General features: G+C 43.0%; 24 protein-coding genes and 1 riboswitch. Of the genes, 18 read left to right on the top strand and 6 right to left on the bottom strand.

Going from position 1 to position 25,255, the window contains the following annotated elements:
- The first annotated feature begins 126 nt into the window (after positions 1–126).
- From mvk to tig, 9 genes are all read left to right on the top strand, one after another.
- Positions 127–1,005: a mevalonate kinase gene (gene mvk / locus HT714_RS00485; RefSeq protein WP_173226299.1), complete on the top strand. Its 879-nt coding sequence runs from the start codon at positions 127–129 to the stop codon at positions 1,003–1,005.
- Positions 987–1,940 carry a diphosphomevalonate decarboxylase gene (gene mvaD, locus HT714_RS00480; RefSeq protein ID WP_173226300.1) on the top strand — a complete coding sequence of 318 codons (954 nt, stop codon included), beginning with the start codon at positions 987–989 and terminating at the stop codon, positions 1,938–1,940. Before mvk ends, mvaD begins: the two co-directional genes overlap by 19 nt.
- Positions 1,927–2,934 (top strand): phosphomevalonate kinase, encoded by a 1,008-nt coding sequence (locus tag HT714_RS00475; RefSeq protein ID WP_173226302.1) that lies wholly within the window; start codon positions 1,927–1,929, stop codon positions 2,932–2,934. The genes mvaD and HT714_RS00475 overlap by 14 nt, the downstream gene beginning before the upstream one ends.
- Positions 2,918–3,928: a type 2 isopentenyl-diphosphate Delta-isomerase gene (gene fni, locus HT714_RS00470; protein ID WP_173226304.1), complete on the top strand. Its 1,011-nt coding sequence runs from the start codon at positions 2,918–2,920 to the stop codon at positions 3,926–3,928. The genes HT714_RS00475 and fni overlap by 17 nt, the downstream gene beginning before the upstream one ends.
- 77 nt (positions 3,929–4,005) lie before the next feature.
- Entirely contained in the window at positions 4,006–4,704 is a 699-nt protein-coding gene (gene liaF / locus HT714_RS00465) for a cell wall-active antibiotics response protein LiaF (RefSeq protein WP_173217970.1), read from the top strand.
- Entirely contained in the window at positions 4,701–5,696 is a 996-nt protein-coding gene (locus tag HT714_RS00460; protein WP_173226306.1) for a sensor histidine kinase, read from the top strand. Before liaF ends, HT714_RS00460 begins: the two co-directional genes overlap by 4 nt.
- A gap of 13 nt (positions 5,697–5,709) precedes the next feature.
- On the top strand, positions 5,710–6,342 hold the full coding sequence (locus tag HT714_RS00455) for a response regulator transcription factor (protein ID WP_173226308.1): 633 nt from the start codon (positions 5,710–5,712) through the stop codon (positions 6,340–6,342).
- Positions 6,343–6,999 (top strand): DNA alkylation repair protein, encoded by a 657-nt coding sequence (locus tag HT714_RS00450; protein ID WP_173226310.1) that lies wholly within the window; start codon positions 6,343–6,345, stop codon positions 6,997–6,999.
- A gap of 92 nt (positions 7,000–7,091) precedes the next feature.
- Positions 7,092–8,375: a trigger factor gene (gene tig / locus HT714_RS00445; RefSeq protein WP_016399077.1), complete on the top strand. Its 1,284-nt coding sequence runs from the start codon at positions 7,092–7,094 to the stop codon at positions 8,373–8,375.
- 47 nt (positions 8,376–8,422) lie between these two features.
- Here the strand turns inward: tig and HT714_RS00440 are convergent, their stop codons facing one another.
- The 3 genes from HT714_RS00440 to rnhC all read right to left on the bottom strand — a co-directional run bounded on the left by HT714_RS00440 (position 8,423) and on the right by rnhC (position 12,531).
- The gene (locus tag HT714_RS00440; RefSeq protein ID WP_173226312.1) at positions 8,423–10,789 is read right to left on the bottom strand and encodes an ATP-dependent RecD-like DNA helicase; all 2,367 of its coding nucleotides are present in this window, start codon (positions 10,787–10,789) and stop codon (positions 8,423–8,425) included.
- A gap of 242 nt (positions 10,790–11,031) precedes the next feature.
- On the bottom strand, positions 11,032–11,646 hold the full coding sequence (lepB, locus tag HT714_RS00435) for a signal peptidase I (RefSeq protein ID WP_050314087.1): 615 nt from the start codon (positions 11,644–11,646) through the stop codon (positions 11,032–11,034).
- A 3-nt stretch (positions 11,647–11,649) separates the two neighbouring features.
- Complete coding sequence (rnhC, locus tag HT714_RS00430) at positions 11,650–12,531, bottom strand: ribonuclease HIII (protein WP_173226313.1); 882 nt, start codon at positions 12,529–12,531, stop codon at positions 11,650–11,652.
- Positions 12,532–12,617: 86 nt separating this feature from the next.
- On the opposite strand from rnhC, the gene zapA reads away from it, so the two are divergent.
- From zapA to HT714_RS00400, 6 genes are all read left to right on the top strand, one after another.
- Positions 12,618–12,920 (top strand): cell division protein ZapA, encoded by a 303-nt coding sequence (gene zapA / locus HT714_RS00425; protein WP_000002019.1) that lies wholly within the window; start codon positions 12,618–12,620, stop codon positions 12,918–12,920.
- Positions 12,917–13,465 (top strand): CvpA family protein, encoded by a 549-nt coding sequence (locus HT714_RS00420; protein WP_000624513.1) that lies wholly within the window; start codon positions 12,917–12,919, stop codon positions 13,463–13,465. The genes zapA and HT714_RS00420 overlap by 4 nt, the downstream gene beginning before the upstream one ends.
- A gap of 102 nt (positions 13,466–13,567) precedes the next feature.
- On the top strand, positions 13,568–15,904 hold the full coding sequence (locus HT714_RS00415) for an endonuclease MutS2 (RefSeq protein WP_173226316.1): 2,337 nt from the start codon (positions 13,568–13,570) through the stop codon (positions 15,902–15,904).
- 163 nt (positions 15,905–16,067) lie between these two features.
- Positions 16,068–16,156, top strand: a riboswitch (glycine riboswitch).
- Between the two features lie 90 nt (positions 16,157–16,246).
- Positions 16,247–17,569 (top strand): sodium:alanine symporter family protein, encoded by a 1,323-nt coding sequence (locus tag HT714_RS00410; protein WP_173226318.1) that lies wholly within the window; start codon positions 16,247–16,249, stop codon positions 17,567–17,569.
- Positions 17,570–17,786: 217 nt separating this feature from the next.
- Positions 17,787–18,335 (top strand): carboxymuconolactone decarboxylase family protein, encoded by a 549-nt coding sequence (locus HT714_RS00405; protein ID WP_050223066.1) that lies wholly within the window; start codon positions 17,787–17,789, stop codon positions 18,333–18,335.
- Between the two features lie 110 nt (positions 18,336–18,445).
- Positions 18,446–19,345 (top strand): TDT family transporter, encoded by a 900-nt coding sequence (locus HT714_RS00400; RefSeq protein WP_173226319.1) that lies wholly within the window; start codon positions 18,446–18,448, stop codon positions 19,343–19,345.
- Between the two features lie 24 nt (positions 19,346–19,369).
- On the opposite strand, the gene serS is transcribed toward HT714_RS00400, so the two are convergent.
- The 3 genes from serS to HT714_RS00385 all read right to left on the bottom strand — a co-directional run bounded on the left by serS (position 19,370) and on the right by HT714_RS00385 (position 22,596).
- Positions 19,370–20,644: a serine--tRNA ligase gene (gene serS / locus HT714_RS00395; protein ID WP_173226321.1), complete on the bottom strand. Its 1,275-nt coding sequence runs from the start codon at positions 20,642–20,644 to the stop codon at positions 19,370–19,372.
- Between the two features lie 213 nt (positions 20,645–20,857).
- The gene (locus HT714_RS00390; RefSeq protein ID WP_000079353.1) at positions 20,858–21,229 is read right to left on the bottom strand and encodes a DUF956 family protein; all 372 of its coding nucleotides are present in this window, start codon (positions 21,227–21,229) and stop codon (positions 20,858–20,860) included.
- 2 nt (positions 21,230–21,231) lie between these two features.
- The gene (locus tag HT714_RS00385; protein ID WP_173226323.1) at positions 21,232–22,596 is read right to left on the bottom strand and encodes an aspartate kinase; all 1,365 of its coding nucleotides are present in this window, start codon (positions 22,594–22,596) and stop codon (positions 21,232–21,234) included.
- 362 nt (positions 22,597–22,958) lie between these two features.
- On the opposite strand from HT714_RS00385, the gene HT714_RS00380 reads away from it, so the two are divergent.
- The 3 genes from HT714_RS00380 (at position 22,959) to HT714_RS00370 (ending at position 25,246) form a co-directional block, all read left to right on the top strand.
- The gene (locus HT714_RS00380; protein ID WP_173226325.1) at positions 22,959–23,744 is read left to right on the top strand and encodes an enoyl-CoA hydratase; all 786 of its coding nucleotides are present in this window, start codon (positions 22,959–22,961) and stop codon (positions 23,742–23,744) included.
- 93 nt (positions 23,745–23,837) lie between these two features.
- Positions 23,838–24,272: a MarR family transcriptional regulator gene (locus HT714_RS00375; RefSeq protein ID WP_173226327.1), complete on the top strand. Its 435-nt coding sequence runs from the start codon at positions 23,838–23,840 to the stop codon at positions 24,270–24,272.
- Positions 24,272–25,246 (top strand): beta-ketoacyl-ACP synthase III, encoded by a 975-nt coding sequence (locus HT714_RS00370; RefSeq protein ID WP_173226329.1) that lies wholly within the window; start codon positions 24,272–24,274, stop codon positions 25,244–25,246. The genes HT714_RS00375 and HT714_RS00370 overlap by 1 nt, the downstream gene beginning before the upstream one ends.
- The last annotated feature ends 9 nt before the right edge of the window (positions 25,247–25,255 follow it).

The raw sequence follows: 25,255 nt of genomic DNA, 5'->3' as shown, positions 1-25,255 counted from the left end.
AAATCAAATTCAAACCACGTCAGCGTCGCCTTACCGTACTCAAGTACAGCCTGCGGCTAGCTTCCTAGTTTGCTTTTTGATTTTCATTGAGTATGAGACGGCTTTTTCGTCTAGCAAAAGGAAAATATGACAAAAAAAGTTGGTGTCGGTCAGGCGCATAGTAAGATTATTTTAATAGGGGAGCATGCGGTCGTTTATGGTTATCCTGCTATTTCCCTACCTCTTTTGGAGGTGGAGGTGACTTGTAAGGTTGTCCCTGCTGAAAGTCCGTGGCGTCTTTATGAGGAGGATACTTTGTCCATGGCGGTTTATGCTTCGCTGGAGTATTTGGATATCAAAGAAGCCTGCATTCGTTGTGAGATTGACTCGGCTATCCCTGAAAAACGGGGAATGGGTTCGTCAGCTGCTATCAGTATAGCGGCCATTCGTGCGGTATTTGACTACTATCAGGTAGACCTGCCTCATGATGTACTAGAAATCTTGGTCAATCGGGCGGAGATGATTGCCCATATGAATCCGAGTGGTTTGGATGCTAAGACCTGTCTCAGTGACCAGCCTATTCGCTTTATTAAGAACGTAGGATTTACAGAGCTTGAGATGGAATTATCCGCCTATTTGGTGATTGCAGATACAGGCGTTTATGGTCATACTCGTGAAGCCATCCAAGTGGTTCAAAACAAGGGGAAGGATGCCCTACCGTTTTTGCATGCCTTGGGAGAATTGACCCAGCAGGCAGAAGAGACGATTTCACGAAAAGATGCTGAAGGACTGGGACAAATCCTCAGTCAAGCGCATTTACATTTAAGAGAAATTGGTGTCAGTAGCCCTGAGGCGGATTCCCTCGTTGAAACGGCTCTTAGCCATGGTGCTTTGGGTGCCAAGATGAGCGGTGGTGGACTAGGAGGCTGTATTATAGCCTTGGCAGATAATTTAACACACGCACAAGAACTAGCAGAAAGATTAGAAGAGAAAGGAGCTGTTCAGACATGGATAGAGAGCCTGTAACAGTACGTTCCTACGCAAATATTGCTATTATCAAATATTGGGGAAAGAAAAAAGAAAAGGAGATGGTGCCTGCTACTAGCAGTATTTCTCTGACTTTGGAAAATATGTACACGGAGACGATTTTGTCATCTCTACCGATGGATGCGACAGCTGATGCCTTTTACATCAATGGTCAGCTACAGAGTGAGGCGGAGCATGCCAAGATGAGTAAGATTATTGATCGTTATCGTCCAGATGGTGAGGGCTTTGTCCGTATCGATACTCAGAACAATATGCCTACCGCGGCGGGTCTGTCCTCAAGTTCCAGTGGTTTGTCCGCCTTGGTCAAGGCTTGCAATGCTTATTTCAAGCTTGGCTTGGATAGAAGTCAGTTGGCACAGGAGGCTAAGTTTGCCTCAGGCTCTTCTTCTCGGAGTTTTTATGGACCGCTAGGTGCCTGGGATAAGGATAGCGGAGAAATTTACCCTGTAGAGACAGACTTGAAGCTAGCTATGATGATGTTGGTGCTAGAGGATAAGAAAAAACCAATTTCTAGCCGTGACGGGATGAAACTTTGTGTGGAAACCTCGACGACCTTTGACGACTGGGTGCATCAGTCTGAGAAGGACTATCAGGATATGCTGGTTTATCTCAAGGAAAATGACTTTGTCAAGGTTGGGGAATTAACTGAGAAAAATGCCCTGGCTATGCACGCTACGACCAAAACAGCATCACCAGCTTTTTCTTATCTGACGGATGCAAGCTATGAAGCCATGGACTTTGTCCGCCAGCTTCGTGAGCAAGGAGAAGCTTGCTACTTTACCATGGATGCTGGTCCCAATGTCAAGGTCCTCTGTCAAGAGAAAGACTTGGAGCATTTATCAGAAATCTTCGGTCAACGTTATCGCTTGATTGTGTCAAAAACAAAGGATTTGAGCCAAGATGATTGCTGTTAAAACTTGCGGAAAACTCTATTGGGCAGGTGAATATGCTATTTTAGAGCCAGGGCAGTTAGCCTTGATAAAGGATATTCCTATCTATATGAGGGCTGAGATTGCTTTTTCAGATAGTTATCGTATCTATTCAGATATGTTTGATTTAGCAGTAGATTTGACGCCAAATCCTGACTATAGTTTGATTCAAGAAACGATTGCTTTAGTGGAAGATTTCCTCGTTTATCGTGGGCAGACCTTGCGACCTTTTTCTCTAGAAATTCGTGGAAAAATGGAACGAGAAGGGAAAAAGTTTGGTCTGGGTTCTAGCGGTAGCGTCGTTGTTTTGCTCATCAAGGCTCTGCTAGCTCTGTATAAGCTTTCGGTTGATCAGGAGCTCTTGTTCAAGCTGGCTAGTGCTGTCTTGCTCAAGCGAGGAGACAATGGCTCTATGGGAGACCTTGCCTGTATTGTGGCAGAAGATTTGGTTCTCTACCAGTCATTTGATCGCCAGCAGGTAGCTGCTTGGTTGGAAGAAGAAAATTTGGCGACAGTTTTAGAGCGTGATTGGGGCTTTTCAATTTCGCAGGTGAAACCAACTTTAGAATGTGATTTCCTAGTGGGATGGACCAAGGAAGTGGCTGTATCGAGTCACATGGTCCAGCAAATCAAACAAAATATCAATCAGAATTTTTTAAGTTCCTCAAAAGAAACGGTAGCTGCTTTGGTAGAAGCCTTGGAGCAGGGGGAAGCAGAAAAAATTATCGAGCAAGTAGAAGTAGCAAGCAAGATCTTAGAAGGCTTGAGCGCGGATATTTACACGACTTCGCTTAGACAGTTGAAAGAAGCCAGTCAAGATTTGCAGGCTGTTGCTAAGAGTAGTGGCGCTGGTGGCGGTGACTGTGGGATTGCCTTGAGTTTTGATGTGCAATCAACTGAAACATTAAAAAATCGCTGGGCCGATCTGGGGATTGAGCTCTTATACCAAGAAAGGATAGGACATGACGACAAATCGTAAGGATGAGCATATCCGCTATGCCCTTGAGCAGAAAAGTTCCTATAATAGCTTTGATGAGGTGGAGTTGATTCATTCTTCCCTGCCTCTTTACGACCTGGATGAAATCGATCTTTCGACAGAATTTGCTGGTCGAAAGTGGAACTTTCCTTTTTATATCAATGCCATGACAGGTGGGAGTGAAAAAGGTAAAGAAATCAATCAAAAACTAGCTCAAGTGGCAGAAACCTGTGGTATTTTATTTGTAACGGGCTCTTATAGCGCAGCCCTAAAGGATCCTACAGATGCCTCATTTTCTGTTAAGTCTAGCTATCCAAATCTCCTTCTTGGAACCAATATTGGATTGGACAAGCCTGTTGAGTTGGGACTTCAGACTGTAGAAGAGATGAATCCTGTTCTCTTGCAAGTGCATGTCAATGTTATGCAGGAATTGCTTATGCCTGAGGGAGAAAGAAAGTTTCGAAGCTGGCAATCGCATTTAGCAGACTACAGCAAGCAAATCCCTGTTCCTATTGTCCTCAAGGAAGTGGGCTTTGGAATGGATGCCAAGACAATTGAGAGAGCTTATGAACTAGGGGTTCGAACCGTTGACCTATCGGGTCGTGGTGGTACCAGCTTTGCCTATATCGAAAACCGTCGCAGTGGTCAACGTGATTACCTCAATCAATGGGGCCAGTCCACCATGCAGGCCCTTCTCAATGCTCAAGACTGGAAAGACAAGGTTGAACTCTTGGTTAGTGGAGGTGTTCGCAATCCGCTGGATATGATTAAGTGTTTGGTCTTTGGTGCCAAGGCTGTAGGACTGTCTCGAACAGTTCTGGAATTGGTTGAAACCTATTCAGTTGAAGAAGTGATTGGCATTGTCCAAGGCTGGAAAGACGATCTGCGTTTGATTATGTGTGCCCTTAATTGTGTCACCATAGCAGATCTGCAAAAAGTAGACTATCTTCTTTATGGAAAATTAAAAGAAGCAAATGATCAGATGAAAAAGGCGTAACCACCGCCTTTTTTTCCATCCTCAGACTGAGGTGACTTTTTTGAATTGTGATAAAATAGAAGGGAGAGGATGCACCTATGAGAAAATTTAAAATCTTTTTATTTATCGAAGCCTGTCTTCTGACAGGAGCTCTGATTTTGATGGTATCAGAGCATTTTTCGCGTTTTCTGCTGATTTTATTCCTCTTTTTGCTTTTGATTCGCTATTACACTGGTAAAGAGGGCAATAATCTTCTTTTAGTGGTTGCAACCATTCTCTTCTTTTTCATCGTCATGCTTAATCCCTTTGTGATTCTAGCTATTTTTGTTGCGGTTATCTATAGCCTCTTTCTTCTTTATCCGATGATGAATCAGGAAAAAGAGCAGACCAATTTGGTTTTTGAAGAGGTGGTAACGGTTAAGAAGGAGAAAAATCGTTGGTTTGGAAATCTCCATCATTTTTCAAGCTACCAGACTTGCCAGTTTGATGATATCAATCTCTTTCGTTTCATGGGGAAGGACACTATTCATCTGGAGAGGGTCATCCTAACCAATCATGACAATGTCATTATCCTCAGAAAGATGGTAGGAACGACCAAAATCATCGTACCTGTAGATGTGGAAGTCAGTCTCAGTGTCAACTGTCTCTATGGGGATTTGACTTTTTTCAACCAGCCCAAGCGAGCGCTCCGCAATGAACACTATCATCAAGAAACAAGAGACTATCTTAAGAGTAACAAGAGTGTCAAGATTTTCTTGACCACTATGATTGGGGATGTTGAGGTGGTCAGAGGATGAAAAAACAAGCCTATGTAATCATTGCTCTCACCTCCTTTCTGTTTGTCTTATTTTTCTCCCACAGCTTGATGGAAATTCTTGATTTTGACTGGTCTATTTTCCTGCACGATGTCGAAAAAACAGAAAAATTTGTTTTTTTGTTGTTGGTGTTCAGCATGTCCATGACCTGTCTCTTAGCCCTATTTTGGCGAGGTATTGAAGAGCTTTCTCTAAGAAAAATGCAGGCTAATCTCAAGCGTTTATTGGCAGGGCAAGAAGTGGTTCAGGTTGCCGATCCAGATTTGGATGCCAGTTTCAAGTCCTTGTCTGGGAAACTTAACCTTTTGACAGAAGCTCTTCAAAAGGCTGAAAATCACAGCCTTGCTCAGGAAGAGGAAATCATTGAGAAGGAAAGAAAGCGGATTGCTCGGGATTTGCATGATACGGTCAGTCAGGAGTTGTTTGCGGCCCACATGATTTTATCGGGTATCAGTCAGCAGGCTTTGAAATTGAATAGAGAAAAGATGCAGATCCAGTTGCAGAGTGTCACAGCTATTTTAGAAACAGCCCAGAAGGATTTGCGGGTCTTGCTTCTGCATTTGCGACCAGTTGAATTGGAGCAGAAGAGTCTGGTTGAGGGAATCCAAATCCTCTTAAAAGAGCTTGAGGACAAGAGTGATCTCAAGGTTGCTTTCAAGCAAAATGTGACGAAATTGCCCAAGAAAATCGAGGAGCATATCTTCCGTATCCTGCAAGAGTTGATAAGCAATACCCTCCGCCATGCCCAGGCCTCCTGTTTGGATGTCTATATCTATCAGACGGATTTTGAATTGCAACTGAAGGTGGTGGATAATGGGATTGGTTTCCAGTTAGGGAGTTTAGACGACTTGAGTTATGGACTCCGCAATATCAAGGAGCGGGTTGAAGATATGGCAGGGACAGTTCAGTTATTAACAGCTCCCAAGCAAGGGCTGGCAGTTGATATCCGTATTCCCCTGTTAGATAAGGAATGATAAAGGAGTAAAGATGAAAATTTTACTAGTAGATGACCATGAAATGGTCCGCTTGGGTTTGAAAAGCTACTTTGACCTCCAAGACGATGTAGAAGTTGTGGGTGAGGCGTCCAACGGATCTCAGGGGATTGAGTTGGCATTGGAATTGCGTCCGGATGTCATTGTCATGGATATCGTCATGCCTGAGATGAATGGAATTGATGCGACCTTGGCTATCCTCAAAGAATGGCCTGAAGCCAAGATTTTGATTGTGAGCTCTTATTTGGACAATGAAAAAATCATGCCTGTCTTAAATGCAGGTGCTAGGGGCTATATGCTCAAGACTTCTAGTGCAGACGAACTACTCCATGCTGTTCGTAAGGTGGCTGCTGGCGAGCTGGCTATTGAACAAGAGGTCAGCAAAAAAGTCGAATACCACCGCAATCACATAGAACTACATGAGGACCTGACTGCGCGTGAGCGAGATGTACTCCAACTTATCGCCAAGGGCTATGAAAATCAGCGCATCGCAGATGAACTTTTTATCTCTCTCAAGACGGTCAAGACCCACGTGTCCAACATTCTTGCCAAACTTGAAGTCAGCGATCGCACCCAGGCAGCGGTCTATGCCTTTCAGCATCATTTGGTAGGGCATGAGGAGTTTTAGATGAGTCTAACAGATTTACTTGAGGAGCTAGAAGCAGCAAAAGATCCTCAAAAAGCAGGGCCTATGGAGGCCTATATGCGTCATCAATTTTCCTTTCTAGGCGTTGCGGCGCCAGAAAGAAATAAACTCTATAAAAAATATTTTCCAGAAGCGAAAAAAACAAAGATTATCGATTGGGATTTTGTAGACACTTGCTGGGAAAAAGAGTCTAGAGAATACCAGTATGTGGCTGCAAATTATTTGAAAGCCATGCAGTCTTATCTAAAGGACAGCGATTTGCCTAAGCTAGAGCAGTTGGTTGTTACCAAATCTTGGTGGGATACGGTGGATATCCTAGATCGAGTAGTAGGGAGTTTGGTGTATGACAAGCCGGAACTGGAAAAAATAATCCTCCAATGGAGCCTATCAGATAATATCTGGCTGAGACGTGTCGCTATTGACCACCAGTTGTTAAGAAAAGAGAAGACCAATGTTCAATTAATGGAAAAGATTCTGCTTCATAATTTGAACCAAACAGAATTCTTTATCAATAAAGCCGTTGGCTGGGCTCTGAGAGACTACTCCAAAACGAATCCAGCTTGGGTAGCAGGCTTCATTGAGAAAAACAAGGAAAGAATGGCTGACCTTAGTATCAAAGAAGCAAGCAAGTACCTCTAGCGTGATTGAAAAGCGCATTCATTACTTGAAAAAAGTCGCCCAGTTATGTTATAATAGACTGTATTTAAAAAATTTTAAGGAGAAATGACAGAATGTCTGTATCATTTGAAAACAAAGAAACAAACCGTGGTGTCTTGACTTTCACTATCTCTCAAGACCAAATCAAACCAGAATTGGATCGTGTCTTCAACTCAGTGAAGAAATCTCTTAATGTTCCAGGTTTCCGTAAAGGTCACCTTCCACGTCCTATCTTCGACAAAAAATTTGGTGAAGAGTCACTTTACCAAGACGTTATGAACGCTCTTTTGCCAAACGCTTATGAAGCAGCTGTAAAAGAAGCTGGTCTTGAAGTGGTTGCTCAACCAAAAATTGATGTAACTTCAATGGAAAAAGGTCAAGACTGGGTTATCACTGCTGAAGTTGTTACAAAACCTGAAGTAAAATTGGGTGACTACAAAAACCTTGAAGTATCAGTTGATGTAGAAAAAGAAGTAACTGACGCTGACGTTGAAGAGCGTATCGAACGCGAACGCAACAACTTGGCTGAATTGGTTATCAAAGAAGCAGCTGCTGAAAATGGTGACACTGTTGTCATCGACTTCGTTGGTTCTATCGACGGTGTTGAATTTGATGGCGGAAAAGGTGAAAACTTCTCACTTGGACTTGGTTCAGGTCAATTCATCCCTGGTTTCGAAGACCAATTGGTAGGTCACTCAGCTGGTGAAACTGTTGATGTTATCGTAACATTCCCAGAAGACTACCAAGCAGAAGACCTTGCAGGTAAAGAAGCTAAATTCGTAACAACTATCCACGAAGTAAAAGCTAAAGAAGTTCCAGCTCTTGACGATGAGCTTGCAAAAGACATCGACGAAGAAGTGGAAACACTTGCTGAATTGAAAGAAAAATACCGCAAGGAATTGGCTGCTGCTAAAGAAGAAGCTTACAAAGATGCAGTTGAAGGTGCAGCAATTGATAAAGCTGTAGAAAACGCTGAAATCGTAGAACTTCCAGAAGAAATGATTCACGAAGAAGTTCACCGTTCAGTAAATGAATTCCTTGGAAACTTGCAACGTCAAGGTATCAACCCTGACATGTACTTCCAAATCACTGGAACTACTCAAGAAGACCTTCACAATCAATACCAAGCAGAAGCTGAGTCACGTACTAAGACTAACCTTGTTATCGAAGCAGTTGCCAAAGCTGAAGGATTTGACGCTTCAGAAGAAGAAATCCAAAAAGAAGTTGAGCAATTGGCAGCAGACTACAACATGGAAGTTGCACAAGTACAAAGCTTGCTTTCAGCTGATATGTTGAAACACGATATCACAATCAAAAAAGCTGTTGAATTGATCACAAGCACAGCAACAGTTAAATAATCTTAATAGACAAAAAACCCACCTGCCTAGGTGGGTTTTCTGATACACTATTTTCTAAAAATCTCTTTGAGGTCTGCGTCTGTAATCCCAATCATGGCCGGGATGCTGTCCCAGTTTTCTTCGGTTAGGATGTAGGATTGTTCAGAGGTACTTGATGTGGCTGTTTCAGAGACCGCTTGTTGCTTTTCTTCAATAGTTTCAATTAAATCACTGAAGCGTTCAATCAGATAGGTTTTTCGGGCAGTTCCGATGTGCTGGGTAGCATAGTCAAAGGCCTGTAATTCGCCTAGTAAGATAAGCTTGCTTTTGGCGCGTGTAATAGCTGTATAGATGAGATTGCGCTCCAGCATACGCCTACTAGCACTGGTGATAGGTAGGATGACAACAGGGAACTCACTTCCTTGGGATTTATGGATACTCATGGCATAGGCCAAGCGAATCTTGTACCATTCGTTACGTGGGTAAGAGACCTCGTTGCCATCAAAATCAATGACAATCTCGTCTTGTTTCGACTCGGTGTATTTACCAGGAATCAGGTCTGTGATAGCTCCCAAATCCCCATTAAAGACATTGATTTCAGCATCGTTGACCAAATGAATGACCTTGTCGCCCTTACGATAATGGCACTGGGGAGCTTTAAAACTGACTTGATCTTTTTGTGGTGGGTTGAGCAGGTTTTGCATGAGCTGATTGATAGCATCAATCCCTGCCGTCCCTCGGTACATGGGAGCCAGAACCTGAATATCACGGGCAGGAATACCACTTCTGAGAGCAGCGTCTAAGATCTTTTCAATCGTAGCAGGAATATGGCCGCTAGCAATTTCAAAGTAGGAACGGTCAGCTTTTTTCTGGGTGAAATCGGCTGGCAAGATACCCTGTCGAATCTGACTAGCTAGGGTGACGATAGTTGATTCTTCGCTTTGTCGGTAAATTTTTTCCAAGCGAGTCTGAGGAATCAAGGGAATATGAAGTAGATCCGCTAGAACCTGTCCAGGACTGACAGAAGGCAGCTGGTCGCTGTCACCCACGATGAGGATTTTACTGTTAGAAGAGATGTTGGAGAAGAGTTGATTGGCCAGCCAAGTGTCCACCATGGAAAATTCATCCACGATGATAAAGTCGGCATCCAGATAATCTTCAAGATGACTGGTATCATCGTCGCCTGTCATTCCCAAGTGACGGTGTATGGTCGCACTAGGCAAGCCTGTCAATTCATTCATGCGACGAGCTGCTCGGCCAGTTGGAGCAGCAAGAAGAATCGGCAGGTTGCTTTTCTTCCTGAGATCAAGTCCTTCTAAAAGGGCATAAACAGCGATGATCCCATTGATAACAGTTGTCTTACCAGTACCAGGTCCACCTGTCAGGATAAAGACCTTGTTCTGGATAGCGTCACAAATCGCCTGTTTTTGAATGCTATCGTACTTAATCCCCAGATCTTCTTCGACAGTAGTGATATGTTTTTGAATGGTTTCTAAATCTTGGCTCTTCTGTTTTCCTTTTTCAAGGATACGAACCAAGTGACTACGGATGCCTTCCTCAGCGAAAAAGAGGCTGTTGTCAAAAATCTTGGTATCAATCTGCTGAACCTTGTCTTCTTCGATCAAGTAGGAGAGTTCTTGGGCTACTTGGCTGGGGTCCAGTTCCACGGGGCGAGAAGATTCAAGGAGAGTAAGGGTTTGTTCTAGCAAATCCCGTGCTTCAACATAGGTATCCCCTGTTTCCATACAGGCCTGAAAAAGACTGTGAACTAGACCGGCACGAAAGCGTTCAGGAGCCTGACTTTCGATGCCTAGTTCCTCCGCTAATTGGTCAGCAATGGTAAATCCCAAACCCTTGATATCCTCAACCAATTGGTAGGGATAATTTTCAACCACATCAAGGGTTTCTTCCTTGTAAAAATCTTGAATCTGAAAGGCTAGTTTGTTGGGAATGCCGTAGTTGGTCAGTTTAGCTAAAACCATCTCGGTTCCGTAGTTGAGACGGAGGGTGGAGACGAAAGCCTCGCGATTTTTTGCAGATAGTCCTGCAATGCCTTCTAGCTTTTCTGGGTGTTGCAGAATCTCGTCAATGGTATTGTCGCCATAGGTATCCACGATTTTCTGAGCTGTCTTGAGACCAATTCCCTTGAAATGGCTACTTGAAAAGTATTTGACAAGCCCTTTGCTAGTTGGTTTTGCGCGTTCATAACGGCTGATTTGCAGCTGCTCCCCGTACTTGGAGTGCTGGACAATTTGTCCCCAAAAAGTATAGTCTTCTCCCTCAATTACATCAGCCATGGTGCCCGTGACAATGATTTCAAAATCATCAAAATCCTCTGCGTCCGTATCGTTGATTTCTAGGAGGAGGATGCGATAAAAATTGCTGGGATTTTCAAAAATAATCCGTTCAATGGTTCCTGAAAAATAAACTTCCATAAGATTCCTTTGCATAAATAGGTGAGAGTTAATACTCTTCGAAAATATCTTCAAACCACGTCAGCTCTATCTGCAACCTCAAAACACTGTTTTGAGCAACCTGCGGCTAGCTTCCTAGTTTGCTCTTTGATTTTCATTGAGTATAATTTTGTTTCTATCTTAATCAAACTGGATAGTGAATAATCATATTCTCACGATAGAAGAAGAGGCTGAGATTGGTGATTCTCGGCCTCTTCGATTTCTTAAAATGTTCCGATACGGGTGATTGGCCAGAAGCGGAATTTAGCTTCCCCTGTGATATCTTTTGCTTTAAAAGTACCTACATGGCGGCTGTCGCTCGAAACCAAGCGGTCGTCTCCGAGGAGAAGGTATTCTCCTTCTGGGACAGTAAAGCTAAAGTTGGTGTTATAGTTGACATCAACTGTGAAGGCTTGGGCTTTTTCAGCGATACTTCTAAAGAAAGTGCCTTTATTTCCTTCAAATCCCTTGCCTGAGTAAGTGCTTTGGAGTTTATCATCCTTGAAACGTTTGATGTAGTCAGCTAGGTAAGGCTCATCCGTCTCTTTATCATTGATGTAAAGTTTATCATTTTCGTAACGGATGGTGTCGCCAGGCATTCCGATAACACGTTTGACGATGTCCTTATTCCCATCATCTTCATGGGCCACCACGATATCAAAACGGTCAATAGGGAGGTGCTTAACGACAAAGAGAATTTCTCCATCCGCTAGGGTAGGATCCATGGAATGCCCTTCTACGCGGACATTACTCCAAAAAAAGATACGACTTAAAGCTAGTAATGACAGAATCAGGAGGAACAATCCCCACTCTTTTAAGAAATGTTTAAATGAATTCATAATTTACCTTTCTAAGCGTTTTTTCGCTTTTTCAGTATTTTTAAAGTGCAGTTTGGCGCAGAAGTTAAGTCCCTGCATACCATAGGCTTGCAAAATCTGGCTAGCTACCTTATCAGAAGCCGTTCCAGCTCCACTTGGTAGCTGATAGCCCAGCTCTCGTCCCAGATTTTCAAGATTTTCCAGAAAGAGATCACGCGCAATGATAGAAGAAACTGCGACAGCCAAGTATTTGCCCTCAGCTTTTTCTTCCAAGCTGATAGGATTGCTGAAACGATTGGCCTCTTGTGCCAAGTACTTGTCATAATTTTTAGCACTGGTAAAGGCATCAATCACAATTTTCTCAGGCTGAACACCTTTTTGAAGGAGGAGATAGATAGCCTGATTATGGAGGGCAACCTTAACCGAAACAGCATTGTAGCGGTCTCCGATGACCTCGTTGTACTTGCTGGGTGAGAGAAGGAGTGCCTGGTGTTGGATTTTTTCCTTGAGGATAGGGGCAATCTGACGGATCTTTTGGTCGGTCAGAGTTTTAGAATCTCCCACACCGAGTTTTCGCAAGAAAGCATGCTGGTCAGGTGTGACAAAGGAAGCCACAACTGCAAGTCCACCAAAGTAGGAACCATTTCCAACCTCATCCGTCCCAATCAAAGGGAGATTTTGTCCACTGGTTTCCTCTACAGCTTGATAGCCAAAGAAACGAGCGTATTTCTCAGCTCCTTCACCCTGAAGCAAGACCTTTCCAGAAGTATAGATAGAAACCGTTGCTTGAGGTAGTCGCAAAAAGTAGCGAATATAGGGATTCTTGCTGGGAGCCAGACTGCTTTGATAGTGTTCAAGAAAAGCCTGAATCTCCTTTTCGCTTGGTGTGAGTGTTATACTTGCCATAGTTTCTATTGTACCATAAAAGCAGGCAAATTTGTAAAAACTGACAAAATTAGCGAATTTTGGTATAATATCGTGAGGTGAATTTTATGGCAAATCTAAATCGATTCAAATTTACATTCGGGAAAAAATCATTAACCTTGACAAGCGAGCATGATAATCTTTTTATGGAGGAAATCGCCAAGGTTGCGACAGAAAAATACCAAGCAATTAAAGAACAAATGCCTAGCGCAGATGATGAAACAATCGCTCTTTTGTTGGCAGTCAACTGTTTGTCAACTCAACTCAGCCGTGAGATTGAATTTGATGATAAGGAGCAAGAATTAGAAGAACTCCGTCACAAGCTTGTGACTTGTAAGCAAGAACAGAGCAAGATTGAGGATTCCTTATGATTTCACTCCTTCTTCTATTGGTCTTGGCTTGGGGATTTTATATCGGCTATCGGAGAGGTCTGCTCTTACAGGTTTATTACCTGATTTCAGCCATGGCATCGGCTTTTGTGGCTGGCCAGTTTTATAAGGGACTGGGAGAGCAATTTCATTTGCTGCTCCCTTATGCAAATCCGCAGGAAGGTCAGGGAACTTTCTTTTTCCCATCGGATCAACTCTTTCAGTTGGATAAGGTCTTTTACGCAGGGATCGGCTACTTGCTTGTATTTGGGATTGTCTATAGCATCGGTCGTTTACTTGGTCTCCTCTTACACTTGATTCCTAGTAAAAAGCTTGGTGGCAAGTTGTTCCAAGTTTCAGCAGGTATCTTGTCCATGTTGGTGACCTTATTTGTCTTGCAAATGGCTTTGACCATCTTGGCGACCATCCCCATGGCAGCTATACAAAATCCTCTTGAAAAGAGTATCGTCGCAAAACACATCATCCAGAGCATACCGGTAACAACCAGTTGGCTCAAACAAATCTGGGTGACAAATTTAATCGGATAAAAAGGGCAGGAAATTTCCTAGCCCTTTGTTTACAGATTGACTAGAATCTATCAGAATGTAAAAAGCTACCGCACCTAGACATTCAAAGACAAGGAAATAACGATGAATAAGAAAATATTAGAAACATTAGAGTTCAATAAGGTCAAGGCTTTGTTTGAACCCCATTTGTTGACCGAGCAGGGCTTGGAGCAATTGAGACAGCTGGCTCCGACTGCCAAAGCAGATAAAATCAAACAGGCTTTTGCTGAGATGAAGGAAATGCAGGCTCTCTTTGTCGAGCAACCGCATTTTACTATTCTCGCAACTAAGGAAATCGCAGGAGTCTGCAAGAGGTTGGAGATGGGAGCGGACCTCAATATCGAGGAGTTCCTACTCTTGAAGCGCGTACTTCTTGCCAGCCGAGAACTGCAAAGTTTTTATGCTAATCTGGAAAATGTCAGCTTGGAAGAATTAGCCCTTTGGTTTGAGAAATTACATGATTTTCCGCAATTACAAGGAAATCTCCAAGCCTTTAATGATGCAGGTTTCATTGAAAATTTTGCCAGTGAAGAATTGGCGCGCATCCGTCGAAAAATCCATGATAGCGAGAGTCAGGTACGCGATGTTTTACAGGATCTGCTCAAGCAAAAAGCGCAGATGTTGACAGAAGGGATTATTGCCAGCAGAAATGGCCGTCAGGTTCTACCTGTCAAAAACACTTACCGTAATAAGATTGCAGGTGTCGTCCATGATATTTCTGCCAGCGGAAACACCGTCTATATCGAACCCCGTGAGGTGGTCAAACTGAGCGAAGAAATCGCTAGTCTGCGAGCAGATGAGCGCTATGAAATGCTTCGCATTCTCCAAGAAATCTCGGAGCGTGTTCGCCCTCATGCGGCTGAGATTGCTAATGACGCTTGGATTATCGGCCATCTGGACTTGATTCGTGCCAAGGTCCGCTTTATCCAAGAAAGGCAAGCAGTCGTTCCTAAGCTGTCAGAAAATCAAGAGATTCAACTGCTACATGTCTGCCATCCTTTGGTCAAAAATGCCGTCGCAAATGATGTCCATTTTGGTCAGGATTTAACAGCCATTGTCATTACAGGTCCCAATACAGGTGGGAAGACCATCATGCTTAAAACTCTGGGTTTGACGCAGGTTATGGCTCAGTCTGGTTTGCCAATTTTAGCAGACAAGGGAAGTCGTGTGGGTATTTTTGAAGAAATCTTTGCTGATATTGGAGATGAGCAGTCTATTGAGCAGAGCTTGTCTACCTTCTCTAGCCACATGACCAATATTGTGGATATTCTTGGCAAGGTTAACCAACATTCACTCTTAATCTTGGATGAGTTGGGGGCTGGTACCGATCCTCAAGAGGGAGCCGCCCTTGCCATGGCTATTCTGGAGGACCTTCGCCTGCGTCAAGTCAAGACCATGGCGACCACCCACTATCCCGAACTCAAGGCCTACGGTATTGAGACAGCCTTTGTGCAAAATGCCAGCATGGAGTTTGATACTGCAACTCTACGCCCGACCTATCGCTTTATGCAGGGCGTTCCTGGTCGAAGTAATGCCTTTGAAATTGCCAAACGTCTAGGCTTATCTGAAGTTATCGTAGGGGATGCCAGTCAGCAGGTTGATCAGGACAATGATGTCAACCGGATTATTGAGCAACTGGAAGAGCAGACGCTGGAAAGCCGTAAACGCTTGGACAATATCCGTGAGGTGGAGCAAGAAAATCTCAAGATGAACCGTGCGCTCAAAAAACTTTACAACGAGCTCAATCGTGAAAAGGAAACCGAGCTTAATAAGGCGCGTGAACAGGCTGCTGAGATTGTGGACATGGCTCTAAGTGAGAGTGACCAGATTCTCAAAAATCTCCACAGCAAATCTCAACTTAAACCCCACGAAATCATAGAAGCCAAGGCCAAGTTGAAAAAATTGGCTCCTGAAAAAGTAGATTTGTCTAAAAACAAGGTCCTTCAAAAAGTTAAGAAAAAACGAGCTCCAAAGGTAGGAGATGATATCGTGGTTCTCAGTTACGGTCAGCGTGGTACCTTGACAAGTCAGCTTAAGGACGGCCGTTGGGAAGCCCAAGTTGGTTTGATCAAGATGTCCTTGGAAGAAAAAGAATTTGACCTTGTTCAAGCCCAGCAAGAAAAGCAAGTCAAGAAGAAACAAGTCAATGTTGTGAAACGAACTTCTGGTCGAGGACCTCAAGCCAGACTGGACCTTCGAGGCAAGCGTTATGAAGAAGCCATGAATGAGCTAGATGCCTTTATCGACCAAGCCTTGCTTAACAATATGGCCCAAGTCGATATCATCCATGGTATCGGAACAGGTGTCATCCGTGAAGGTGTCACTAAATATCTACAAAGAAACAAACATGTCAAGAGTTTCGGCTATGCCCCACAAAATGCTGGAGGCAGTGGTGCGACTATTGTGACCTTTAAAGGATAGCAGTATTCTGGACTTTATAAAGTAAAAACTGTTGAACTAATTTTTACTAATAAACACATTGACAAAAGCCAACATTTTTTGTAAAATAAGAATCAATTAAATACCAACACCGAATGAAGTTTAATAGAAGTGGGGAATCGTTTGATTTTCCATGACTGTAAATGGACGGAACTCTGGAGAGACCGTAAAGGCACCGAAGGGGCAAGGCAGGCAACTGCTCAAACTCTCAGGTAAAAGGACAGAGCTAGGATAGACCGCTTTTTAGCATTTATCTAAGCATTCCAGAGTACATGTATCTTGCATGTGCTCTTTCTTTTGGGGTTGAAAGGATAGGAGAAGGAAATGTTAGAATTGCTTAAATCAATCGATGCTTTTGCTTGGGGACCGCCCCTCTTGATTCTCTTGGTCGGAACAGGGTTTTACCTAACTATTCGGCTAGGGCTCTTGCAGGTTTTGCGTCTGCCCAAGGCTTTTCAACTTATTTTTATCCAGGATAAGGGACATGGTGATGTATCCAGTTTTGCAGCTCTGTGTACAGCCTTGGCATCAACCGTTGGAACAGGGAATATCATAGGGGTTGCGACGGCTATCAAGGTGGGGGGACCTGGAGCCCTCTTTTGGATGTGGATGGCGGCTTTCTTTGGAATGGCTACCAAGTATGCGGAAGGACTCTTGGCCATCAAATACCGCACCAAGGACGACCATGGTGCAGTAGCGGGAGGTCCCATGCACTATATCCTTCTAGGAATGGGAGAAAAGTGGCGTCCCCTGGCTGTTTTGTTTGCAGTAGCAGGAGTACTGGTTGCTCTCTTGGGAATCGGAACATTCACCCAAGTCAACTCGATTACAGAATCTATCCAAAATACAACGGCTATTTCGCCAGCTATCACAGCTCTCGTCTTGTCTGTCTTTGTAGCGATTGCAGTCTTTGGCGGACTCAAGTCTATTTCAAAGGTTTCAACTACTGTTGTTCCTTTTATGGCTATCATTTATATTTTGGGAACTCTTACAGTTATTTTCTTTAATATTGAGAAAGTCCCTGCCACAATCGCTTTAGTCTTTACCTCAGCTTTTAGTCCCCTTGCTGCGGTAGGTGGATTTGCTGGTGCTAGCGTTCGGATGGCTATTCAAAATGGTGTGGCGCGTGGTGTTTTCTCAAATGAATCTGGTCTGGGTTCTGCTCCCATTGCAGCTGCTGCGGCTAAGACAAATGAACCAGTAGAGCAAGGTTTGATTTCCATGACAGGAACCTTTATTGACACCCTCATTATCTGTACTCTGACTGGTTTGACCATCTTGGTAACTGGTGTTTGGAGTGGTGACTTAAATGGGGTTGCCTTGACTCAGTCAGCCTTCTCAACAGTCTTTTCACACTTTGGGCCTGCCCTCTTGACCATCTTCCTTGTACTCTTTGCCTTTACAACGATTCTAGGTTGGAACTACTACGGAGAACGCTGTTTCGAGTTCCTATTTGGTGTTCGTTTTATCTGGCTCTACCGTGTGGTCTTTGTGCTCATGGTCTTGTTGGGAGGATTTATCGAGTTGGATATGGTCTGGATTATTGCAGATATTGTCAATGCCTTGATGGCTCTGCCAAACTTGATTGCCCTCTTGGTCTTGTCGCCAGTTGTCATTACTGAAACTAAAAAGTATTTTGACAAATAATGAAATCACACATGGCGTGTGATTTTTTTGCCTATAAATGTTTTTTATCAAGCTGATATATAATATATATTATGCAAGTGATTGGAAGTGTGATAAACTAATATACAACGAAAATCTTATGAGAGGAATAAAGCTTTGTCTTAGATAAACTTAGGAATCAGGATTTTATAAGATTTTCCAATAATATTAGTGTCAATAACAAGAAAAGAGGTATCTTATGACAACATTTACAATCCATACAGTAGAATCAGCGCCAGCAGAAGTGAAAGAGGTTCTTGAAACAGTAGAAAAAGATAATAATGGCTATATTCCCAACCTAATCGGTCTCTTGGCCAATGCACCGACTGCTTTAGAAGCCTACCGAACTGTCGCATCTATCAACCGTCGCAACAGCCTGACACCCGTTGAGCGTGAAGTGGTGCAAATCACAGCAGCCGTGACCAATGGTTGTGCCTTCTGTGTCGCAGGTCACACAGCCTTTTCCATCAAACAAATCCAGATGAATGATGACTTGATTCAAGCTCTTCGCAATCGTACTCCAATTGAAACAGATCCTAAATTGGACACCCTAGCTAAGTTTACCTTGGCAGTTATCAATACCAAGGGTCGTGTAGGAGATGAAGCCTTAGCTGAGTTTTTAGAAGCTGGCTACACGCAACAAAATGCCTTGGATGTGGTTCTGGGTGTCAGCCTAGCAAGCCTCTGTAACTATGCCAACAACCTAGCCAATACCCCAATTAATCCAGAATTGCAACCTTATGCTTAATTCATATCTGAGCAAAAAATGAAGTCTGAAATAATCGGACTTCGTTTTTTATCCCCTCATTTAAGCGCTTTTATGATATACTGAAACTAACATGATTATTGGAGGTTAGGATGAAAAAACTCCCCTTGGTATTTTCTGGTTGTTTGCTAGGTTTGGCAGGAGCTGGGAATCTCATTTTAGATACGTTGCCAGTTCTGTCCCATCTGTTGAGTCTGACAGGTTTGATTTTGTGGATTTACTTTCTGATTCTTCATCTCTTTAATTGGAAAGAAACCAAGCAAGAGTTGACCAAGCCCCCTCTTTTGTCAGGGATGGCCACTTTTCCTATGGCTGGGATGATTTTATCTACCTATGCCTTTCGTGTGTTTTATCATCTTCCTTTGGTTGCGCAAGGACTCTGGTGGTTTTCATTTCTCTTGGATTTGGTCTTGATTGCTGGTTTCACCATCAAGTTTGCCTGTCCGGGTCGGAGGGTTCATGCGACTCCAAGCTGGACGGTTCTCTATGTAGGGATAGCGGTAGCAGCCTTGACTTATCCTCTGGTGGGTATCATTGAAATTTCCTATGTGACCTTGAGTTTTGGTTTTCTCCTAACCTTCTATCTCTATCCGCTTATTTATAGCGATTTAAAGAAACATCCACTCCCTGTAGCCTTGCTTGGACAAGAAGGAATCTACTGTGCTCCTTTCTCTCTACTCTTGGCTTCCCTAGTTCGAGTTGGAGGAGAGGGCCTATCGACTTGGCTCTTGATTACCATGATTTTGGCTTCTCAATCCTTCTTTTTCTTTGTTTTGAGTCGCTTGCCCAACATTTTAAAACAAGGTTTTCAACCAGCCTTCTCAGCCCTCACCTTCCCAACCATTATCACAGCTACCTCGCTCAAGATGGCTCAGGGAATCTTGAAACTTCCATTTTTGGATTATTTGGTAGTGGCTGAAACTGTTATTTGCCTAATCATTTTGCTCTTTGTATTAGGCGCTTATCTGAATTGGTTACGAAAAAAGGTCTAGCTAGAAATAGCTAAACCTTATTTTTTATGGTTTGATGACTTCAGCTCCACCCATGTATGGACGAAGTGCTTCTGGGATGGTTACAGAACCATCTTCATTTTGGTAGTTTTCAAGAATAGCAGCCACTGTACGTCCAACTGCAAGTCCAGAACCGTTCAAGGTATGGAGCAATTTAACTTTGCCATCTGCTTCATCACGGTAACGGATTTGGGCACGACGGGCTTGGAAATCTTCTGTGTTTGAACAGCTTGAGATTTCACGGTAAGTATTTTGGGCTGGAATCCACACTTCCAAGTCGTAAGTTTTAGCAGCTGAGAAGCCCATATCTCCTGTAGAGAGCGCAACGACACGGTATGGAAGGTTGAGTTTTTGAAGAATGTTTTCAGCGTTGGCTGTCATTTTTTCCAATTCTTCGTAAGATTCTTCTGGTTTGGCAAATTTGACCATTTCAACCTTGTGGAATTGGTGCAAACGGATCAAGCCACGCGTATCACGACCGGCAGAACCAGCCTCAGAACGGAAAGATGGACTCATAGCAGTGAAGTAGATTGGAAGATCTTTGCCATCCAAGATTTCATCTCGGTAGTAGTTTGTCAGAGGAACTTCAGCAGTTGGAATCAAGACAAAGTTGGTATCGCTGAGTTCAAAAGTGTCTTCCTTGAATTTTGGATATTGACCAGTCCCAAACATAGAATCATGGTTAACCATGTATGGTGTGATGACTTCCGTATAGCCTTCCTTGCCATGCTCATCCAACATAAAGTTGTAGATAGCACGTTCCAAACGAGCACCGAGGCCTTTATAGAAGAGGAAGCGAGCGCCTGTTACCTTACCACCGCGTTCCCAATCAAGGATACCAAGGTCTTCACCAAGATCCCAGTGAGCTTTAGGTTCGAAGTCAAACTCACGTGGAGTACCCCAACGACGAACTTCCACATTGTCGTCTTCGTCAGCCCCAACAGGAACGCTATCAGCTGGAATATTTGGAAGAGTAGTGGTAAATTCTGTCAATTTAGCATCGATTTCTGCCAATTCAGCATCCAAGGCTTTGACATCAGCAGATAGAGTTTGCATGGCAGCAATCTTGTCATCTGCATTTTCCTTGTTGCGCTTAGCTTGGGCAATCTCAGCAGAAACTGTGTTGCGTTCTGCTTTTAAAGTTTCAACCTTGACCAAGATGTCACGACGTTTAGCATCGATTTCTTTCATCTCATTCAAGACAGCAGCATCTACACCACGTGTAGCCAATTTTTCTGCGACAGCATCAAAATCTGTACGAATACGTTTGATATCTAACATAAGAACTCCTTTATGAAAAAAGCACACCTGACAAAGCGTTGGAGTGGCAGGGCCACGGTTCCATCCAACTTCACAGGTGTGCACTTGATTGTGTATGTAATTGTTACTAACGGTAGAATTTCACCTATCCCTCCTATCTGCTCGCAGCACCCGCAGACTTTCTGAAAGAAGAAGATAACCTACTTATCCGTTGCTATGATTATACTAAAGTTTCTACTTTTTTGCAAATAGATTTTTAAATTTTTGGCTAATTGTCTGAATCAGGGTAGGAAGTTTGACGACCTTGTCATTGCCCAGTTTTTCGCGTGCAATTTTGAGAATAGCACCTGAGTCTTTTGAAGCAAAGAGGAATTTTCCTTTGTCTGTAAAGACTTCGAAGTGGCGACTGATTTTTCGTCCAGTGACATTGGCTCCAATCTGATTGATATGCCCCCAAGGAATCTGGATAAATTGTTCGACATTGACGTCTGGGTAAAATTCTAAGGCTTGATCTCCGACAAGGAATTTCCCAACTTTTCCAGCGATAGAGAGGTAGGAAGTGCCTGTCGTGCTGAGAAGCACTGTTTTATTAAGAGATTGGGCCATGATTAGTCTTCCTTACTTTCTCCAAAAAAGGCATTGTAGAGGGCTTTAATAGCTGCTTTCTCTTGGTCTTTATTGACAACAAACATGATAGAAACTTCACTAGAACCTTGAGACATCATCTGGATGTTGATCTTGTTTTCAGATAGAGCGCGTGTCGCAGTAGCAGTGACTCCGATATGACTCTTCATCTTTTCTCCAACAATCATAATGATAGAAAGGTCGTGTTCGATTTCTGCATGGTCTACTTCAGCCTTCTGAACCAACTGACGCAGGATTTCTTCTTCCTTGATAGGAGTTAGTTCGCGAGAACGGAGAATGATTGAAAGATCGTCGATACCTGTTGGCATATGTTCCCAACCGATGTTAAGGTCTTCAAGGATTTGTAGAACCTTGCGGCCGAATCCAACCTCGCGGTTCATAAGGTATTTCGACATGTTGATGCTGACAAAGCCTGAGTCACCAGCAATTCCCACAACTGGAAATTCATCACTACTGTGTTTTAGAACGATACGAGTACCTGGATGGTCAGGGTTGTTGGTATTCTTGATAACCAGAGGAATTTTTCCACGGTAGGCAGGAAGAAGGGCTTCGTCATGAAGAACTGAGAATCCTGCATAGGCCAACTCACGCATTTCACGGTAGGTCAACTCAGGAATCGAGTGTGGTTGGTGGATAATACCTGGGTGGGCTGCAAAGATACCATCAACATCCGTAAAGTTTTCATAGAGGTCTGCCTTAACACCGGCAGCAATGATAGAACCTGTAATGTCTGATCCTCCACGTGAGAAGGTACAGATTTGATTTTCCTTAGTAACTCCAAAGAAACCAGGAATGACAAGGACTTCATTTGCATTTGTCAATTCCTCAATCTTGTCATAACTTGATGGAATAATGCGAGCGTGACCAGGTTCACTTGTGACCACAATACCAGCTTCTCTAGGGTGAACATAGCGTGCATCAATCCCATTTTGATTAAAGTAGGCTGCGATCAATTTAGCATTGTTGTTTTCACCGGCTGCTAGGAAAGTGTCGTAGAGAAATTCATTTTCTTCGATAGGAAGACTTGCCAAGGCACGAATGCTTTTTGAAATTTTCTCTAGCACAGCTGGTTTCAGTCCTAATTCACTAACCATAGCAGCATAGCGGTCGATAATCCAGTTTTGGCTCTTGCTAATATCGTTACCAGCAACATAGTCGCGGTAGTATTTAATCAAGGCATCCGTAACCTTAGTATCTTCAGCATTGCGTTTTCCTGGTGCAGAAACAACTACAAAACGACGCTCTGGATCGCTTTTTACGATGTTTAAAACTTTTTCTAATTGACTAGCAGAGGCAAGAGAGCTACCTCCAAATTTAACAACTTTCATAAGAACTCCTAAAGTAAGTATTTTATACGATTATAGCAGAAAGAAAGCCTTTTTTCAATCTGGAAAATAAGATGTTTTCTAGCCTAAAGCGCGCCTTTCCAATCGGCTGAGACACTTTCAGTCAATTTTTTCTTGCTTTCTGTTCCTAAAAAAGATATACTTTGAAAATAAAATAATTTAATGTTCAATGAAAATCAAAGGGCAAACTAGGAAGCTAGCCGCAGACTGCTCAAAGCACTGTTTTGAGGTTGTGGATAGAACTGACGAAGTCAGTAACTATACCTACGGCAAGGCGAAGCTGATGTGGTTTGAAGAGATTTTCGAAGAGTATAACTTGCTTATAAAAACAAAAAGGAGTCCAGATGGAACATATTATTTATCAACTTGAAGAGGATTTGGCAATCCTTACCTTGAACCGTCCTGAGGTTGCAAATGGCTTTCATATTTCCATGTGTGAGGAGATTTTAGAAGCCCTGACTTTGGCAGAAGAGGATCCGGCTGTGCATTTTATCTTAATCAATGCCAATGGCAAAGTCTTTTCAGTTGGGGGAGATTTGGTAGAGATGAAGCGGGCAGTGGATGAGGATGATATTCCATCATTGACAAAAATCGCAGAGTTGGTCAATACGATTTCCTATAAAATCAAGCAAATAGCCAAACCTATTTTAATGGAAGTTGACGGTGCTGTTGCAGGTGCCGCAGCCAATATGGCTGTTGCGGCAGATTTCTGTCTTGCAACGGATAAGGCTAAATTTATCCAAGCCTTTGTTGGCGTCGGCTTGGCTCCAGATGCAGGAGGAATTCATCTCTTGAGCCGCAGTATCGGTGTGACGCGTGCAACTCAATTAGCCATGACAGGAGAGGCTTTAACCGCAGAAAAAGCCCTAGAATGGGGACTGGTTTACCGCGTTTCTGAAGCTGAAAAATTTGAAAAGACGAGAGAACAGCTTCTTAAAAAATTAAGACGTGGTTCAAGTAATTCCTATGCAGCCATTAAAAAGTTGGTTTGGGAGAGCCAATTTAAAGACTGGCAGGATTACGCTACTTTAGAACTGAACCTACAGGAATCCTTAGCTCAAACAGAGGATTTCAAAGAAGGAGTGCGGGCCCATTCTGAGAGAAGAAGACCTAAATTTACAGGAAAATAAAAAAATACTTGCATCATTCTTTGAACTTTGATATAATTCTCTTGTCAAATGTTTTGATTGTAAAAGTTTTTTTGAGAAGGAGGGAAAGAAAGATTGGACTACCAACGAATTAATGAATATTTAACATCTATATTTAACAATGTCCTTGTCATTGAGGAAGTGAGCTTGAGGGGTAGTCGTTTCAAGGATATCTCCATCAAAGAAATGCATACGATTGATGTGATTGGGAAATTCCCAGACGTGACACCAAGTAAAGTGTCAAAAGAGTTGATGGTGACTCTTGGGACCGTTACGACTAGTTTGAATAATCTCGAACGCAAGGGTTACATTGAACGCATTCGTTCAGAACATGATCGTCGTGTGGTACATCTGCATTTGACAAAGAAAGGTCGCTTGGTTCATAGGCTACATAAACGTTTCCACAAGGCCATGGTTGAAAAAATCATTGATGGTATGAGTAAGCAAGAAATTGAGGTTATGAGCAAAGGTTTGACCAATCTTTATCAATTTTTGGAGGATTTGAGATAATGGCTTTTGCAAAAATAAGCCAGGTTGCTCATTATGTGCCAGAGCAAGTGGTTACAAATCATGATTTGGCTCAGATTATGGATACCAATGATGAGTGGATTTCAAGTCGGACGGGAATACGACAAAGGCATATTTCAAGAACAGAATCTACTAGTGATTTGGCTACAGAAGTTGCCAAGAAACTGATGGCAAAAGCTGGAATCACAGGGGAGGAGTTGGATTTCATTATCCTAGCTACCATCACTCCAGATTCGATGATGCCCTCTACAGCTGCTCGTGTTCAAGCTAATATTGGTGCTAATAAGGCCTTTGCTTTTGACCTAACAGCAGCTTGCAGTGGATTTGTATTTGCTCTTTCAACTGCTGAAAAGTTTATCGCTTCTGGTCGCTTTCAAAAAGGCTTGGTGATTGGTAGTGAAACCCTCTCTAAGGCAGTCGATTGGTCGGACCGATCAACAGCTGTTTTGTTTGGAGATGGTGCTGGTGGCGTCTTGTTAGAAGCTAGCGATAAGCAACATTTCCTAGCGGAGAGTCTCAATAGCGATGGTTCACGAAGCGAGTGTCTAACTTATGGACATTCAGGCCTGCATTCTCCATTTTCAGATCAAGAAAATGCAGATTCATTTTTGAAGATGGATGGACGCGCAGTCTTTGATTTTGCCATTCGAGATGTAGCCAAGTCTATCAAGCAGACTATTGATGAATCTCCTATAGAGGCGACAGACTTGGATTATCTGCTACTGCATCAGGCTAATCTCCGTATTTTGGATAAGATGGCTAGAAAAATTGGTGTTGACCGAGCCAAACTTCCAGCCAATATGATGGAATATGGCAATACCAGTGCAGCCAGTATCCCGATTTTACTTTCAGAGTGTGTAGAACAAGGTCTCATCCCTTTAGATGGTAGCCAGACTGTTCTGCTATCAGGCTTCGGTGGAGGCTTGACCTGGGGCACACTCATTCTTACAATTTAGGTAATCATG

The sequence above is a fragment of the Streptococcus sp. 3705 genome, assembly GCF_013277145.1.
GTDB lineage: Bacteria > Bacillota > Bacilli > Lactobacillales > Streptococcaceae > Streptococcus.
The sequence above is the reverse complement of the archived record's forward strand: the minus strand, read 5'-3'. Positions and strand labels throughout refer to the sequence as shown.

Bases quoted from the DNA above. Each gene is read 5' to 3' on its own strand.
- mvk (WP_173226299.1), top strand. From the start codon at position 127: ATGACAAAAAAAGTTGGTGTCGGTCAGGCGCATAGTAAGATTATTTTA.
- mvaD (WP_173226300.1), top strand. From the start codon at position 987: ATGGATAGAGAGCCTGTAACAGTACGTTCCTACGCAAATATTGCTATT.
- HT714_RS00475 (WP_173226302.1), top strand. From the start codon at position 1,927: ATGATTGCTGTTAAAACTTGCGGAAAACTCTATTGGGCAGGTGAATAT.
- fni (WP_173226304.1), top strand. From the start codon at position 2,918: ATGACGACAAATCGTAAGGATGAGCATATCCGCTATGCCCTTGAGCAG.
- liaF (WP_173217970.1), top strand. From the start codon at position 4,006: ATGAGAAAATTTAAAATCTTTTTATTTATCGAAGCCTGTCTTCTGACA.
- HT714_RS00460 (WP_173226306.1), top strand. From the start codon at position 4,701: ATGAAAAAACAAGCCTATGTAATCATTGCTCTCACCTCCTTTCTGTTT.
- HT714_RS00455 (WP_173226308.1), top strand. From the start codon at position 5,710: ATGAAAATTTTACTAGTAGATGACCATGAAATGGTCCGCTTGGGTTTG.
- HT714_RS00450 (WP_173226310.1), top strand. From the start codon at position 6,343: ATGAGTCTAACAGATTTACTTGAGGAGCTAGAAGCAGCAAAAGATCCT.
- tig (WP_016399077.1), top strand. From the start codon at position 7,092: ATGTCTGTATCATTTGAAAACAAAGAAACAAACCGTGGTGTCTTGACT.
- HT714_RS00440 (WP_173226312.1), bottom strand. From the start codon at position 10,789: ATGGAAGTTTATTTTTCAGGAACCATTGAACGGATTATTTTTGAAAAT.
- lepB (WP_050314087.1), bottom strand. From the start codon at position 11,646: ATGAATTCATTTAAACATTTCTTAAAAGAGTGGGGATTGTTCCTCCTG.
- rnhC (WP_173226313.1), bottom strand. From the start codon at position 12,531: ATGGCAAGTATAACACTCACACCAAGCGAAAAGGAGATTCAGGCTTTT.
- zapA (WP_000002019.1), top strand. From the start codon at position 12,618: ATGGCAAATCTAAATCGATTCAAATTTACATTCGGGAAAAAATCATTA.
- HT714_RS00420 (WP_000624513.1), top strand. From the start codon at position 12,917: ATGATTTCACTCCTTCTTCTATTGGTCTTGGCTTGGGGATTTTATATC.
- HT714_RS00415 (WP_173226316.1), top strand. From the start codon at position 13,568: ATGAATAAGAAAATATTAGAAACATTAGAGTTCAATAAGGTCAAGGCT.
- HT714_RS00410 (WP_173226318.1), top strand. From the start codon at position 16,247: ATGTTAGAATTGCTTAAATCAATCGATGCTTTTGCTTGGGGACCGCCC.
- HT714_RS00405 (WP_050223066.1), top strand. From the start codon at position 17,787: ATGACAACATTTACAATCCATACAGTAGAATCAGCGCCAGCAGAAGTG.
- HT714_RS00400 (WP_173226319.1), top strand. From the start codon at position 18,446: ATGAAAAAACTCCCCTTGGTATTTTCTGGTTGTTTGCTAGGTTTGGCA.
- serS (WP_173226321.1), bottom strand. From the start codon at position 20,644: ATGTTAGATATCAAACGTATTCGTACAGATTTTGATGCTGTCGCAGAA.
- HT714_RS00390 (WP_000079353.1), bottom strand. From the start codon at position 21,229: ATGGCCCAATCTCTTAATAAAACAGTGCTTCTCAGCACGACAGGCACT.
- HT714_RS00385 (WP_173226323.1), bottom strand. From the start codon at position 22,596: ATGAAAGTTGTTAAATTTGGAGGTAGCTCTCTTGCCTCTGCTAGTCAA.
- HT714_RS00380 (WP_173226325.1), top strand. From the start codon at position 22,959: ATGGAACATATTATTTATCAACTTGAAGAGGATTTGGCAATCCTTACC.
- HT714_RS00370 (WP_173226329.1), top strand. From the start codon at position 24,272: ATGGCTTTTGCAAAAATAAGCCAGGTTGCTCATTATGTGCCAGAGCAA.